Source organism: Ilumatobacter sp. (genome assembly GCF_030065885.1).
Classification (GTDB): domain Bacteria; phylum Actinomycetota; class Acidimicrobiia; order Acidimicrobiales; family Ilumatobacteraceae; genus Ilumatobacter.
On sequence record NZ_JASJCS010000121.1, the window covers coordinates 1 to 13740 of the forward strand.

The window sequence follows — 13740 nt, forward strand, 5'->3', positions numbered from 1 at the left end:
CCCTCGCCGGTCGGACTGGCGATCGAGAACGAGGTGAAACCCTCGCCGCCCTCGCCGAGGCCCGCGAAGTTGGGTCCGTTCGCCACCAGGATCGAGCAGTTCATCGCACGCGCCATCGTCGTGATCGTGTCGACGTTGGTCGAGTGGATCGATGCGGTGTGGCGGAAGCCGTGCTCGGAGCGGACGGCGAGGTCGATGGCAGACCCGGCATCCTTCACGCGGACGACCGGCATCACCGGCATCATCTGCTCGGTCCACACGAGGCTGTGCTCGGGCGGGACCTCGGCCACCAGCATCCGCACGTCGCCGTCGGCGGACACGCCGATCTCGCCGAGCAGGTCGCCGGCGTCCTTGCCGATCCAGGCCGGATTGATCGCACCCGGCTTGTTGGGCGCCCCGAGCTGCTTGAAGATCACCCGCTCGAGTCGCCGCAGCTCGTGCTCCTTCAGCCGGTACGCACCGGCGCTCACCATGCCCCTGACGAGCGCATCGGCGACGGTGTCGACGACGATCGTCGTCTTCTCGTCGACGCATACGATGTTGTTGTCGAACGAGCCACCGCGCACGATGTCGCGCGCTGCCTGGTCGACGTCGGCGGTCTGGTCGACGACGGCGGGCGGGTTGCCGGGCCCGGCGGTGATGGCCTTCTTCGGCGTCCGCAGCGCCTCGCCGACCACCCCCGGCCCGCCGGTGACCAGCAGCACCCGGACGTCGGGATGGGCCATGAGCTCGCGCGCCGACTCGAGCGTGGGGTTGGCGACGGCGGTCACGAGGTCAGGTGGCCCGCCGGCGCCGACGATCGCACGATTGAGGAGCTTGATGTTCTCGACCGACACGAGCTTGGCGCCGGGGTGCACGTTGAACGTCACGGCGTTCCCGGCGGACAACATCGCGATGCTGTTGTTGATGATCGTCGACGTCGGGTTGGTCGTCGGGGTGATCGACCCGATCACCCCGTAGGGCGCGTACTCGGTGACCATCATGCCGCCGTCGCCGGTGACGACCTGCGGATCGAGGTCCTCGGGCCCTGGGGTCCGGGTGGTGACCATCAGGTTCTTCTGCACCTTGTCGTCGGCGCGCCCGAGCCCGGTCTCGGCGTGTGCCATGTAGGCGAGGCGCTCGCCCTCGCGCAACATCGCGGCCTGCATCGCCTCGACGATCACGCGGCGCGACTCGAGGCCCATCGAGCGGTACTCCTCGAACGCCCGGCGGGCGGCACCGACCGCACCGTCGATCGTCGAGTGGATCCCGTCGCCGAGCTGCGGGTCGGCCGCGCCGAGCTCGTCGGCAGCGCGCAGCGCCATACCCTCGTTGCTCCCGCCTTGGGCGGCAGCGACGCGCCCGCGAACCCGGGCGATGATCGTCTGGATCTCGTGATCGTTCAGCATCGGACGTTCACTTCGTGTAGATCGTCTCCCCGTCGAGGTCCCACGTGTCGACGATCGCCATCACGACCGCGTCGCACGGCCGGTTCTGGGTGACGCTGGTCTGCCGGGCCGAGCTGCCCGATGCGTACATGACGACCTCGCCGACGCCGGCGCCGACGGCGTCGACGGCGACGACGTAGCCGCCGGTCTCGGTGTTGTCGACGCCCAGCTGGCGCAGCACGAGCAACGTGAGGCCGTTCATCAACGGCTCCTTCTGGCTGGCGACCAGCGTGCCGGTCACGCGTCCGAGCAGCATGGGTGCGTCACCTCCCTCGCCGGGATCGGCACGAGCTCAGCTCGACTCTTCGGCTGCCTCGTCCGAGCGACCGAGGGGGAGGACCACATCGATGTTGACGTGCGGGCGGGCGATCACGTGGCTCGAGATGACTTCGCCGACCTTCTCGGCGCCGCGGACGCCGGAGTCGACGGCCGCCTTCACGGCCGCGACGTCGCCGCGGACGACCGCCGTGACGTAGCCGCCACCCGTCGACTCGTACGAGACCAGCTCGACCTTGGCCGCCTTCACCATCGCGTCGGCGGCCTCGACCATCGCCGCGAAACTCCTGCATTCGATCATGCCGAGTGCTTCAGCCATCTCTGGCTCCCTTCGTTGTCTGGTTCTGAGATCGGTGTCGTGGCGACGTCACGTTCGGCCGTCCAACCCCTCGAGCGACGCCACCGCGGCGCGCCACCCCACGTCGATGTCGCGTTCCTCGCCGCCGAGGAACACGCGCCCCATCGCGCCGGCCGCACGCACCTCGAGCACGTTGATGTCGGCCGCCTTCTCGGCCTCGTTCGCGGCCAGCGCCGCGTACCCCGCGGGCTCGCACTCGAGCACGTAGAGCGTCTCGCCGGGCACGATCATCTGGCCGTGCCGCATGCGGTTGATCAGCTGGGCATGGTGGTCGTCGACGCGACGGATGATCTGACTCGAGAGGATCTTCGGCTTGAGCCGGTCGGACTCGGTGTGCTCGAGCGCGTCGAGGATCGCCTGACCGGCGGCGCGTGTCTCGGCCTGGTCGGGCGAGTGGATCTCGAGCAGCCCGAAGTAGCGCTCGATGATCTGCATGCCCGGCTTGACGGTCGTGGCCTTGAGGGCCACGTCGGTGAGACGGTTGATCTCGATGCCGGGCGCCACCTCGACGTAGAGCGAGGCGTCCCCGGCGAGCGGCAGGAACCCCTGTGCGACCGTGCCCAGGAAGGCCGCGTACTGCGGCTGCAGGCTGTCGAGGAACGCATAGGTCCGGAGCTCAATACCTGTTGCCACTGCTGTCTCCCTTGCCGTCGTTGGCGTCGCCACTCACGATCTGGACCCCGGCCGATGCGCCGATGCGCGTGGCGCCGGCCGCGATCATGTCCTCGACGTCGGACTTGGTGCGGACGCCGCCCGATGCCTTGACGCCCATGTCGGGGCCGACCGTCTCGCGCATCAACGCGACGTCGTACACGGTGGCGCCGCCGCCGCTGAAGCCGGTCGACGTCTTGACGAAGTCCGCCTTCGCCCGCTTGGCCAGCGACGACGCGATGACCTTCTCCTCGTCGGTGAGCAGCGACGTCTCGAGGATCACCTTCACGATGACCCCCGCCTCGTGGGCGGAGTCGACCACCTTCTCGATGTCGGTCAGCACCGTCTCGTGATCGCCCGAGCGCAGCGCCCCGACGTTGATCACCATGTCGACTTCGCGGGCACCGTCGCGGATCGCGCGACGGGCCTCCATCGCCTTGATCTCGGCGGTGTTGGCCCCGAGCGGGAAGCCGATCACGGTGCAGACCTTGACGCCCGTGCCGCGGAGATGCGCCGCCGACCGCTTCACCCAGGTCGGGTTGACGCAGACCGACGCGAAGCCGAACCGGCCCGCCTCGTCGCACAGCCGGTCGATGTCGTCGGCGGTCGTGTCGGGCTTGAGAGCCGTGTGGTCGATGTACTGCGCGAGGTCGACGGGGACCTGGGACGCGTCCCCGTGGAATGCCACCCGGTCGGCGCCGTTGACCACGACCTGTCGCAGCGCCTCGGGGGTGTCGCAGCGGTCGGCCTGGGACGCGATCGTGCTCAGCACCTCCTTGGTGATCAGGTCGATGAGCAGCTCGCGGTCGAGGGGCTGGTCGCTCACGCGTCGGTCCTGACGTACTGGTCCTCGATCTCACGGATCAGGGCGACCCGCCGGAGGTGGCGGTCGCCGCCCCACGGTGTCTTCAGCCACTCCTGGACGATCTGCCACGCCAGCGCGGGCCCCGTCAGGCCGGCGCCGAGGGTCAGCACGTTCGCCCGGTTGTGCTCTCGGCTGTTGCGGGCGGTGGAGATGTCGTAGCAGGCGGCGGCGCGGACACCCGGGATCTTGTTGGCCACCATGGCCGAGCCGATGCCGGCGCCGTCGATGATGATGCCGACGTGGCACTTCTCGGTGGCGACACGGCGCGCGACGGCATGGGCGAAGACCGGGTAGTCGCAGGCATCGGTGCTGTCGGTGCCGCAGTCGTCGACGTCCCAGCCCGCATCGACGAGCTTGGCCTTCAGCTCCTGCTTGAGCGGGAAGCCTCCGTGATCGGCGCCGATGGCGATGCACTCGGCCCCGAGTGGACGATCTGCGGCTTCGTGGGCGTCGGTGTCGATCGAGCGGGTCCCGTCGAGCACACCGGTGAGCACGCGCGACACCAGTGTTCGAATCTCTGACTCCAAATCGGATCGCTGAGCGGCCATGTCCACCTGTCTGTCCAGGGGGATCATAGGTGACCGACCCCGAGAACCCAGAGTGCTCGACCAGCCGCGAGCCGCACCGCCGCCACGCCCCGGGGAGACCACGCCGAGGTCGGCTCGGCTACCCGTCGGGGAGCTCGAACGTGCCCCGCAACCGGACGTCGCCGGAGGAGTCGGTGTCGCCGTCGAGTGGTTCGAGCGTGACCGACAACTGCTCGAAGCCGTCGCCGACGACGCCGGCCCAGAGCTCGATGGGACCGCTGCCGCCCCGCAGGTGGAACGTGCCGGCGCTCACGCGGGTCGTACCGTCGCTCACCCACGCCTCGTAGAAGCTGTTGGGTGGTGCGGGCTCGAGCCCGTCGGCGTCGAGCAGGATCTTGAGGCCCGCCGGCGTGGCGGCGATGTCGACCACTGCAGACGCCGCCGGCGCGGCAGCGGTGCCGGCCATGGCGATCTGCACGCCGCCGCCTCCACTCCCGTCGTCGTCACCTCGGGTGACCAACGCGACCCCTGCGACGACCACTGCGACAACGGCGGCGGCGGCCAACCACCACGGCATGGTCTGGGCGCCGCCGGCCCGCATCGCCCGACGCTCGTCGAGCATCGACGGCGCGGGTGGGGCGGCGGGCTCGTCGTGGGTGGACACGTCGTGCCCGGACTCGGCAGCGATCGCGGCGAGCAGCGCGTCCTCGCCGCCGGGTGCAGGCTCGTGCCACACGGCGTCGTGCGCAAGCAGACGATCGAGCGCCGCCAGCTCGTCGGCACTCGGCTCGTCGAGGGAGTCGAGGTGTTCGTCAGTCATGTCTCGTCCTGCACTACGTCGCGTTCGCCGGTCTGGTTCGCGGCGAGGTGCGCCAGTGCGACGGCCAGTCGCTTGTGCGCCCGCCCAGATCGCGACTTCACGGTACCGATCGGGATGCCGAGCTGCGACGCGATCTGGTCGTGCGTGTAGCCCAGCAGGTGGGATCGCCTCACGACCTCGCGCTCGTCGGGTGGCAACCCGTCGATCGCGCGTCTGACCTCGAAGCGTTCCCAGGTGCGCTCGAACGATTCGGCCTCGACACCGCGGTCGATCTCGGGCTCGTGACCGCCCCGGGTCGGCTTCATCTCGGACCGGAGGGCGTCGATGGCGGTGTGGCGGGCGATCGAGTAGAGCCACGGGGCGATCTCGCGGCCACCCTCGAACCGGCGTGCGGCGCGCCACGCCTTGACGAACGTCTGCTGGACGACGTCGGCGGCCAGCTCGGGGTCGTGCACGATCGACCGGGCGACGGTGGTGACGGCGCCGGCGTGCTCGCGATAGACCGTCCGGACCGCGTCGGGTTCGCCGGCCTTGAAGCGCTCGATCAGGTCGGGCATCGGCGCCATGATGTCACGTGGTGCGGGGTGCCGTACCCGACATTCCGTCCGGCCTCGAACCCGTCGCCGGCGTCATCACCCGGTCGAGGCAGCAGCGGGGCGGCGTCCGGACAGGGCGATGAACCTCGTGGCTGCGTCGGCGTCGGCGGGCACCTCGACCGGAGCCGCCATCAGGCCCGGCCCGCGGAGGAGATCCCCGGCCGCGGCGAGACCGGCCGCACCCCGCTCACACAGGTCGGCGGGCAGGTGGGCGTCGATGCCCGCTGCGGTGGCGATGTCCCAGGCGTGGGCGAGCAGGTCGGACGGGATGAAGCCGAGGAATCCGTCGACCGCCATCTCACCGAACGGACCGGGACCGACCCGTTGGAGCGCGCCGGGCTGATCGAGTGCGGCCATCGCATCGTCGCACGCCGAGCGCCAGGTCGCGGCGGGATCGGCGCCGGCCACGTCGGCCTCCGCCTGCTCGGGCGGGCGCTCGCCTCCGGAGGCGAGGGCGACGAGGTTGCGGGTGCCCCAGATCACGTGGCCGAGGACCTCGCGGGCGGTCCAGTCCTCGCACGGCGACTGGCGGTCCCAGGCATCGTCGGGCACGCGTCGAACCACCGCATCCAGCGTGTACGCGGCCTTGGTGTAGTTGCGGAGGTTCTCGCTCATGCGTCGAGACTAGGGCGCCGGTCCCAGTGGTCGATCCCGCGGTCGGTCGCGCCGCAGTGGCGGCGCCGGCGTCGCGGGATGCCAACATGGGCCCGGATGGCAGTCCGTCAATTCGTCGAGATCGGGCGTGGGCCGATCGAGTACGAGCTCGTGCGCGGCGACCACGATCGACCGCCGCTCGTGTTCCTCCACGAGGGGCTCGGTTCGATCGATCTGTGGCGCGGCCTGCCCGCGGAGATCGCCGAGCGATGTGGTGGCGCCACCACGCTCGTGTACGCCCGACACGGCTACGGGCAGAGTGCGCCCTCCGAGATGCCCCGGCCGGTGACGTACATGCACCACGAGGCCGACGTCGTGCTGCCCGCGCTGCTCGCCGAGCTCCACGTCGAGCGCCCGGTCCTGGTCGGACACAGCGACGGCGCCTCGATCGCGTTGCTGTTCGCCGGCGCCGGCGGCGACGTGGCCGGTCTGGTGTGCCTCGCCCCGCACGTGTTCGTCGAGCCCGAGTCGGTCGCGGGCATCGAGGCCGCCCGCGAAGCCTGGGAGACGACCGATCTCCCCGCACGCCTGGGCAGGTATCACGCCGATCCGACCGCTGCGTTCCGGGGGTGGAACGATGTGTGGCTCTCCGCCGAGTTCCGCGACTGGTCGATCCAGGACCGACTGACGGGGATCGAGGTGCCGGTGTTCCTCGTCCAGGGCGCCGACGACCAGTACGGGACGGTCGCGCAGCTCGAGACGATCGAGGCCGACTGCGCCGGCACGGTCGAGCGCTTGCTGATCGAGGGTGCGGGTCACTCGCCGCATCTCACTGCTCGCGAGTGGGTGGTCGCCGCCGTCGCCGACTTCATCGGTCGGCTCTGACGGGCAGCGGCGCGGCCGCCGCGCAACGGCGTCAGCCCTGGATCAGGCCGCCGAAATGGCCGGCGGCGAACAGCTCGGCCATGAACTCGTCCGAGTACGCGTCGTGCGGGCGCTCGCGCAGCTTCTGGTCGAGCACGTGGGCGTCCTCGCCGATCAGGATCCGCCACTTCCCCTCGCGGACGCCCTCGAGGATCACGGTGGCGGCCTCGGCCGCCGAGGTCGGGGCCGCGTTCTGGAACATGTCGACGCGCAGCGCCATCAGGTTGCGGATGTCCTCGTCGGACGCACCCGACACGTCGAACCCGCGCTTCGCCATGGTCTCGCGGATCTCGCTCACGAATTCGTCGCTGAGGTCCTTCGGGTCACGACCGAACTCGACCATGGAGTTGTGCACGATCATCGTGCCGATGTGGCCGGGCATGACCACCGACGCGGTGAGGTGCGGTGCGTTCACCCTGAAGTCGATCATGAGCGCCTCGGTGAAGCCGCGCACGGCGAACTTCGCCGCGCTGTACGCCGTGTGGGCGCCGGTGGGTCCGAGGCACGCCCACAATCCGTTGACGCTGCTCGTGTTGACGACGTGGCCTCGGTCGGCGGCCTGCAGCAGCGGCAGGAAGGCGCGCGTGCCGTTCAGCACACCGCCCCAGCACACGGCGAAGACCCGATCCCACTCCTCGCGGTCGCCGACCACCACGCTGCCGCCCCCGCCGATGCCGGCGTTGTTGAACAGCAGGTTGACCGTGTCGCCGTGCTCGGCGGCGACGTGGCCCGCGAAGGCGCGCATCGCAGCTTCGTCGGAGACGTCCGCGACGAACGAGCTGATCGTCGCGTCGCTGCCGGCCCTCGCCAGCTCTGACGTCGCGGTCATCTCGTCGTGCGACACGTCGCACATCGCCACGTCGCAACCGGCGGCCGCCAACTGACGGACCAGCTCGCGGCCCATCCCGGTGCCGCCCCCGGTCACGACCGCGGTCAATCCGTCGAAGTTGGTGATCGGCCCAGGCGTGTCCATCAGCCCTCCTGGAAGTACTTCGGGTTCGGTCGGCTCGGCTCGGTCGCCCCGCCCGCGGCCTGCCAGCCGTTGTAGCCGACCTCGAGGTGGGCGACGTTCGAGTACCCGAGCTGGCCGAGCACATCGGCGGCGAGCGCCGAGCGGTGGCCGCCGGCGCAGTAGAGGACGAGCCGCTGGTCGAACGACAGCCCGTCACGGAAGTACGGCGAGTCGGGGTCGAACCAGAACTCGAGCATGCCGCGTGGCATCGACTTGGCGCCCGGGATCGTGCCGCGCTCCCAGCGCTCGCGGACGTCGCGGATGTCCACGACGGTCACGTCGCCGGCCGCGATCTCCTGCTGGAGCTGGTCGACCGAGAGCTCCTCGATGCGGGACTTGGCGGCCGCCACGAGCTCGCCGAGGCTCGTGCGCGAGCCGTCGGCCATCAGGCGGCGGCCTTCTCGAGGATGTGGACCCCGCAGGCCGACGCGAGGCCGATCACGTGGGCGAGGCCGACCTTGGCACCCTCGATCTGACGATCGCCGCACTCGCCGCGGACGTGCTGCGCGACCTCCCAGATGTTGGCGATACCGGTTGCGGAGATGGGATGGCCCTTCGACTGGAGTCCGCCCGAGACGTTGACGGGCATCGCGCCGTCGCGCCACGGCGCCCCCGACTCGAAGAAGTCGACCGCCCCGCCCTCCTCGCAGAGCATGAGGTTGTCGTAGTGGACGAGCTCGGCCGTGGCGAAGCAGTCGTGCAGCTCGACGAGGTCGAGGTCCGCGGGGCCCATGCCGGCCTGCTCGTACGCCTGTGCGGCGGCGTTGCGCGTCAGCGTGTTGACGTCGGGCAACACCTGGCACGCCTCCTGGTAGGGGTCGGACGTGAGGATGCTCGCCGTGACCTTCACGGCGCGCCGCTGTTGTTCGAGCGACAGCGTCTTCAGCTTCTCGCCGTTCGTGACCACCGCAGCTGCGGCGCCGTCGCAGTTGGCCGAGCACATCGGGCGCGTGTTGGGGTAGGCGATCATGACGTCGTTCATGATCTGCTCGAGCGGCATCGCCTTGCTGTACGCGGCGAGCGGGTTGAGCGTCGAGTGGCTGTGGTTCTTCTCGCTGATCCTGGCGAACAGCTCGAAGCTGGTGCCGCCGTACTTGTGGCCGTACTCCATGCCGACCTGGGCGAACACCCCGGGCATCGCTTCGGTGCCGATCCGCCCGTCGACCGGGCCGACCGCGCCGTACCTGCCGGATCGCTCCCACTCCGTGCCGTCGCCCTTCGGCTGACCGCCGGCCCCGAGGAGCCCGGCACCCGCCAGCTTCTCGACACCGACCGCCAGCCCCATGTCGACCTCGCCGGCCTTGACCGCCATGATCGCAGTGCGCAGCGCTGTTGCGCCGGTGGCGCAGGCGTTCGAGACGTTGTAGGCGGGGATGCCGGTCTGGCCCACCTGCTTCTGGAGCTGCTGCGCGATCGAACCGCGACCCATCAGGTTGCCGGCGGCGAGGATGCCGATGTCGGCCATCGTGACGCCGGCGTCGGCCAGCGCCCCCGTGATCGCCTCGGCGCCGAGGTCGACGACGTCCTGGTCGTAGTGCTTGCCGAACTTGGTCATGTGGATCCCGAGGATCCAGATGTCATCAGACTTGCTCATGCCGGGAGTGTCCTTTCACAGACGACGGGGAAGGTGATGAGGTGAGGGACGGCGAGTCTTTCGCGGCTCGCGGGCCGCGCCGGCGAGGGAAGCGCCAGCGACGAGCCGGGCGCGAGCGCAGCACCGTGTGGAACGAGGTGGTCGCACGCGCCCGAGTCGAGTGCGGAGCGAGCCTTCAGGACGGAGCGAACCATCAGACTGGCTCGAACCCGTAGTTGACGGCTTCGACGCCGTGATCGTCGGCACCCATCGAGTAGGTCGCGAGCCGCACCCGCATGCCGAGCGTGATGTGCTCGGGGTCGGGCGGGCAGTTGATGATGTTGCCCTTGACGCTCGTACCGCCACAGTCGACCACGCTGGCGACGAACGGCACCTCGACGCCCGGCGCTGCGAAGGTGACGATCGTGAACGATCGGACGACACCCTCGGTCGCGATCGGCACTGATGAGAACTCGGTCCCGAAGCAGCTCGCGCATGCGTTGCGGCGATCGAAGTAGCGGGCGCCGCAGCCGGTGCACTCGTGAGCGACGAGGTGGGCGTCACCGTCGTCGAGGACGAGGTAGTCGACGAACGGGATCTGGGCAGCCGTCTCGGGCATGGGGCCTCCGGGATGTGCGGACACCCGAGATCTTCCCGAATCGGCCGGCCGGCCGGCGAACCGGACGCCGTCGGGCCGGCACGCAGCGCCCTCGGCAGGATTCGAACCTGCGCACATGGCTCCGGAGGCCAATGCTCTATCCCCTGAGCTACGAGGGCGGGGTCCGTTCACCGTGTCGACGAGAACGGCACCGAGAATCTAGCGGGAACCGGCGGGCGATCCGTCCGTGTGGAACGGTGGCCCAGCGGCCAGACTGTGCGACGTGGCCGATCCACTCGCGACCGTGACCGAACTGCTCGCCCCCGTCTTCGCCGGCTTGGCCGGCGACGAGGCCGACCCGGTCGTGCGACCGTCCGATCGGGCCGACGCGCAGGTCAACGGCGCGCTGCCGCTCGCGAAAGAGCTCGGAACGAACCCGCGTGAGCTGGCCGAGCAGGTCGTCGACAGCGGCGTGCTGCAGGCGGTCTGCAGCGAGGTCGAGATCGCCGGGCCGGGTTTCGTCAATCTCACGTTCTCGTCCGAGTTCCTGGCCGCCGAGCTCGGCAAGGTCGCCGTCGACGATCGCCTCGGGCTGGTCGAGGCCGGCACCGCCAAGACGGTCGTCGTCGACTACTCAGCGCCGAACGTCGCCAAGGAGATGCACGTCGGGCACCTTCGTTCGACCGTCATCGGCGATGCCCTGGTGCGGATGCTCGAGTTCCTCGGTCATCGCGTGATCCGCGAGAACCACATCGGCGACTGGGGCCGCCCGTTCGGCATGCTGATCGAGCACTTGCTCGACCTCGGCGAGGACGTGGCTGCCGAGGGGATCGGCCAGGGCGACCTCGACGGCTTCTACAAGCAGGCCAACGAGAAGTTCCGCGACTCCGAGGAGTTCCAGCAGCGCGCCCGCGAGCGTGTGGTGCTGTTGCAGAGCGGGGACGACGACACGCTGGCGCTCTGGCAGCGCCTCGTCGACATGTCGAACGCGTACTTCAACACGGTGTACCGCAAGCTCGGCGTGCTGCTCGACGACGGCGATCTCGCGGCCGAGAGCCGCTACCAGCCGATGATGCCCGAGACGCTCGCCCGGCTCGAGGCGTCGGGGTTGATGGAGCGCAGCGACGGTGCGATGGTCGTGTTCCCGCCGGGCTTCACGAATCGCGACAACGACCCGCTGCCGCTGATCATCCAGGCCAGCACCGGCGGGTTCAACTACGCCACGAGCGACCTGACGTGTGTGATCGACCGCGTCGAGCGGCTCGGTGCCGACCTGATGCTCTACGTCATCGGCGCACCGCAGGCGCAGCACCTGCAGATGGTCTTCAAGGTTGCGTCGATGGCGGGCTGGCTGCAGCCGCCCGCCGAGGCGGTCCACGTCGCGTTCGGCAACGTGCTCGGCGACGACCGCAAGATGCTGCGCAGCCGTTCCGGCGAGGCGGTCAAGCTCGTCGACCTGCTCGACGAGGCGGTCGATCGTGCGGCTGCGGCCATCGCCGAGAAGAACCCCGATCTCGACGGCGAGGCCCGGGCCGAGGTCGCACGGATCGTCGGGATCGGCGCCGTGAAGTACGCCGATCTCTCGACCGACCGCATCAAGGACTACGTGTTCGACTGGAATCGGATGCTGTCCTTCGACGGCAACACCGCGCCGTACCTGCAGTACGCACACGCTCGGATCTGTTCGATCTTCCGGCGTGCCGAGGTCGATCGCACCGACCTCCGTCGGGCCGAGATCGTGGTCGGTGAACCGCAGGAGCGGCAGCTCGCCCAGCGCCTGCTCGCCTTCCCGACGGCGCTCGACGACACGATGGCCACGTACTCGCCACACAAGCTCTGCACCTACCTGTTCGACCTGGCGCAGGACTTCACGTCGTTCTACGAGCACTGCCCGGTCGTCAAGGCTGCCGAGCCGGTGCGGTCGAGCCGTCTCGAGTTGTGCGACCTGACCGCTCGCACGCTCGACCGAGGCCTCGGACTGCTCGGCATCGACGCGCCGCAGGCGATGTGACATGACTGCGCTGCCGCGACGGCTGCTGCCCGACACCGCTGCAGTCGGCGACGACGGCTGGCTCACCGTCGGCGGATGCTCGATCCGCGATCTGGCCGCCGAGTTCGGCACGCCGTTCTTCGTGTACGACGAGGAACATCTCCGGAGCCGGTGTCGCGAGGCCGTCGCCGCCTTCGGGCCCGAGCAGGCCATCTATGCGACCAAGGCGTTCTTGTGCAGAGCAATGGCTCGTCTGGCGCACGAGGAGCACCTCCGTCTCGACGTGGCCACGGGCGGCGAGCTCCACACCGTGCTGCGTGCGGGCGTGCCCGCGGATGCGTGCGTGATGCACGGCAACAACAAGAGCGTCGCCGAGCTGCAGATGGGCATCGACGAGGGCGTTCGCCACATCGTGGTCGACTCGTTCGACGAGCTCGACCGTCTCGACGCGCTCGCCGCCGACCGCGCCGGGCCGGCGCCCGACGTGATGTTGCGCGTCACGCCGGGTGTGCACGCTCACACCCACGAGTTCATCGCGACCGGACAGGACGACTCGAAGTTCGGCTTCAACCTCGGCAACGGCGACGCGTTGCGGGCGGTCGAGCGCGCCCGAAGGTCGAGCAGCGTCCGCCTCGTCGGTCTCCACTGCCACATCGGGTCCAACGTGTTCGAGGCGTCGAGCTTCGGCAAGGCCGCCGAGGTGATGGCCGGATTCGCGAACCAGGTCGACCTGCCCGAGTTGATCCTCGGCGGTGGGCTCGGTGTCGCCTACGTCGAGACCGAGGAGGCGCCGACGCTGACGCAGTGGGGCAGCGTGCTGCGCGATGCGTGCGATGCCCTGGGCGTCAGGGCGAGGGTCAGCGTCGAGCCCGGTCGTGCGATCGTCGCCGGTGCGGCGATCACGGTGTACACGCTCGGCACGATCAAGACGATCCCCGGCGTGCGGACCTACTTCTCGGTCGACGGCGGCATGAGCGACAATCCGCGGCCCGTGCTCTACGGCTCGGGCTACGAGTCGTTCCTGCCGCGGGCGCCGTTCGCCGAACGGGCACGACGTGGCCGGCTGGTCGGCAAGCACTGCGAGAGCGGCGACGTGCTGCTGTTCGACGCCAAGGTGCCTGCCGACGTCGCGGTCGGCGACCTCGTCGCCACGCCGGTCACCGGCGCCTACGGGCAGTCGATGGGCTCGAACTACAACCGCATCACCCGACCGCCCGTGATCTTCGTCCGCGACGGCGACGCCCGTCCGGTCGTGCGGCGCGAGACGTTCGACGATCTCCTCGCCACCGATCTCGGCTGAGGCGTGTCGGCGCGGGCTCGGTCGTGCGCGCGAGACGTTCGACGATCTCCTCGCCACCGATCTCGGCTGAGGCGTGTCGGCGCGGGCTCGGTCGTGCGGCGCGAGACGTTCGACGATCTCCTGGTGACCGATCTCGGCTGACGTGAGTAGGGAGGCGGACCGCTACCGGATCGGCGGCAGGCGCGAGCGGAATCGGTCGATGGCCGTCATCCAGTGCGCACGGAAGATC

The 13740-nt window shown here is 69.8% G+C and carries 16 protein-coding genes and 1 tRNA gene; 3 read left to right on the forward strand and 14 right to left on the reverse strand.

All coding sequences use genetic code 11. The annotated features are described in order from the left end of the window. The 9 genes from QNJ12_RS19850 to QNJ12_RS19890 form a co-directional block, all read right to left on the reverse strand. Positions 1-1388: aldehyde dehydrogenase family protein (locus tag QNJ12_RS19850; RefSeq protein WP_300625329.1), on the reverse strand; the 1388-nt coding region annotated here is incomplete at its 3' end. 7 nt (positions 1389-1395) lie between these two features. Continuing rightward, positions 1396-1683 (reverse strand): EutN/CcmL family microcompartment protein, encoded by a 288-nt coding sequence (locus QNJ12_RS19855; RefSeq protein ID WP_300625331.1) that lies wholly within the window; start codon positions 1681-1683, stop codon positions 1396-1398. 36 nt (positions 1684-1719) lie between these two features. Continuing rightward, on the reverse strand, positions 1720-2022 hold the full coding sequence (locus QNJ12_RS19860; RefSeq protein WP_300625333.1) for a BMC domain-containing protein: 303 nt from the start codon (positions 2020-2022) through the stop codon (positions 1720-1722). 48 nt (positions 2023-2070) lie between these two features. Next, positions 2071-2694, reverse strand: coding sequence for a hypothetical protein (locus tag QNJ12_RS19865; protein WP_300625335.1), 624 nt, complete (start codon positions 2692-2694; stop codon positions 2071-2073). Further along, the gene (gene deoC, locus QNJ12_RS19870) at positions 2678-3400 is read right to left on the reverse strand and encodes a deoxyribose-phosphate aldolase (protein ID WP_367281822.1); all 723 of its coding nucleotides are present in this window, start codon (positions 3398-3400) and stop codon (positions 2678-2680) included. The genes QNJ12_RS19865 and deoC overlap by 17 nt, the downstream gene beginning before the upstream one ends. A gap of 134 nt (positions 3401-3534) precedes the next feature. Continuing rightward, positions 3535-4080 carry a ribose 5-phosphate isomerase B gene (gene rpiB / locus QNJ12_RS19875; RefSeq protein WP_300625339.1) on the reverse strand — a complete coding sequence of 182 codons (546 nt, stop codon included), beginning with the start codon at positions 4078-4080 and terminating at the stop codon, positions 3535-3537. Positions 4081-4243: 163 nt separating this feature from the next. Continuing rightward, positions 4244-4924: an anti-sigma factor gene (locus tag QNJ12_RS19880; protein ID WP_300625341.1), complete on the reverse strand. Its 681-nt coding sequence runs from the start codon at positions 4922-4924 to the stop codon at positions 4244-4246. Further along, positions 4921-5481: an RNA polymerase sigma factor gene (locus tag QNJ12_RS19885; protein ID WP_300625342.1), complete on the reverse strand. Its 561-nt coding sequence runs from the start codon at positions 5479-5481 to the stop codon at positions 4921-4923. The genes QNJ12_RS19880 and QNJ12_RS19885 overlap by 4 nt, the downstream gene beginning before the upstream one ends. Before the next feature lie 75 nt (positions 5482-5556). Next, positions 5557-6135, reverse strand: a complete 579-nt coding sequence (locus tag QNJ12_RS19890) for a TIGR03086 family metal-binding protein (protein ID WP_300625345.1) — start codon at positions 6133-6135, stop codon at positions 5557-5559. A 96-nt stretch (positions 6136-6231) separates the two neighbouring features. Here QNJ12_RS19890 and QNJ12_RS19895 point away from each other — a divergent pair, with 96 nt between their 5' ends. Further along, positions 6232-6999: an alpha/beta hydrolase gene (locus QNJ12_RS19895; RefSeq protein WP_300625347.1), complete on the forward strand. Its 768-nt coding sequence runs from the start codon at positions 6232-6234 to the stop codon at positions 6997-6999. Positions 7000-7030: 31 nt separating this feature from the next. Here QNJ12_RS19895 and QNJ12_RS19900 read toward each other — a convergent pair whose 3' ends face one another. The 5 genes from QNJ12_RS19900 to QNJ12_RS19920 form a co-directional block, all read right to left on the reverse strand. Then, entirely contained in the window at positions 7031-8011 is a 981-nt protein-coding gene (locus tag QNJ12_RS19900) for an SDR family oxidoreductase (RefSeq protein ID WP_300625348.1), read from the reverse strand. Then, positions 8011-8436 (reverse strand): rhodanese-like domain-containing protein, encoded by a 426-nt coding sequence (locus QNJ12_RS19905; protein WP_300625350.1) that lies wholly within the window; start codon positions 8434-8436, stop codon positions 8011-8013. Before QNJ12_RS19905 ends, QNJ12_RS19900 begins: the two co-directional genes overlap by 1 nt. Continuing rightward, positions 8436-9644, reverse strand: coding sequence for a thiolase family protein (locus QNJ12_RS19910; protein ID WP_300625352.1), 1209 nt, complete (start codon positions 9642-9644; stop codon positions 8436-8438). Before QNJ12_RS19910 ends, QNJ12_RS19905 begins: the two co-directional genes overlap by 1 nt. A 193-nt stretch (positions 9645-9837) precedes the next feature. Beyond that, positions 9838-10242, reverse strand: coding sequence for an OB-fold domain-containing protein (locus QNJ12_RS19915; protein WP_300625354.1), 405 nt, complete (start codon positions 10240-10242; stop codon positions 9838-9840). Between the two features lie 86 nt (positions 10243-10328). Further along, positions 10329-10400, reverse strand: a tRNA-Arg gene (locus tag QNJ12_RS19920). A gap of 104 nt (positions 10401-10504) precedes the next feature. Here QNJ12_RS19920 and argS point away from each other — a divergent pair. Continuing rightward, on the forward strand, positions 10505-12232 hold the full coding sequence (gene argS, locus QNJ12_RS19925) for an arginine--tRNA ligase (protein ID WP_300625355.1): 1728 nt from the start codon (positions 10505-10507) through the stop codon (positions 12230-12232). Between the two features lies 1 nt (position 12233). Next, positions 12234-13511, forward strand: a complete 1278-nt coding sequence (gene lysA / locus QNJ12_RS19930; protein WP_300625357.1) for a diaminopimelate decarboxylase — start codon at positions 12234-12236, stop codon at positions 13509-13511. Positions 13512-13740: the final 229 nt, after the last annotated feature.

Bases quoted from the DNA above. Each gene is read 5' to 3' on its own strand.
- QNJ12_RS19855 (WP_300625331.1), bottom strand. From the start codon at position 1,683: ATGCTGCTCGGACGCGTGACCGGCACGCTGGTCGCCAGCCAGAAGGAG.
- QNJ12_RS19860 (WP_300625333.1), bottom strand. From the start codon at position 2,022: ATGGCTGAAGCACTCGGCATGATCGAATGCAGGAGTTTCGCGGCGATG.
- QNJ12_RS19880 (WP_300625341.1), bottom strand. From the start codon at position 4,924: ATGACTGACGAACACCTCGACTCCCTCGACGAGCCGAGTGCCGACGAG.
- QNJ12_RS19885 (WP_300625342.1), bottom strand. From the start codon at position 5,481: ATGCCCGACCTGATCGAGCGCTTCAAGGCCGGCGAACCCGACGCGGTC.
- QNJ12_RS19890 (WP_300625345.1), bottom strand. From the start codon at position 6,135: ATGAGCGAGAACCTCCGCAACTACACCAAGGCCGCGTACACGCTGGAT.
- QNJ12_RS19895 (WP_300625347.1), top strand. From the start codon at position 6,232: ATGGCAGTCCGTCAATTCGTCGAGATCGGGCGTGGGCCGATCGAGTAC.
- QNJ12_RS19900 (WP_300625348.1), bottom strand. From the start codon at position 8,011: ATGGACACGCCTGGGCCGATCACCAACTTCGACGGATTGACCGCGGTC.
- QNJ12_RS19905 (WP_300625350.1), bottom strand. From the start codon at position 8,436: ATGGCCGACGGCTCGCGCACGAGCCTCGGCGAGCTCGTGGCGGCCGCC.
- QNJ12_RS19910 (WP_300625352.1), bottom strand. From the start codon at position 9,644: ATGAGCAAGTCTGATGACATCTGGATCCTCGGGATCCACATGACCAAG.
- QNJ12_RS19915 (WP_300625354.1), bottom strand. From the start codon at position 10,242: ATGCCCGAGACGGCTGCCCAGATCCCGTTCGTCGACTACCTCGTCCTC.
- lysA (WP_300625357.1), top strand. From the start codon at position 12,234: ATGACTGCGCTGCCGCGACGGCTGCTGCCCGACACCGCTGCAGTCGGC.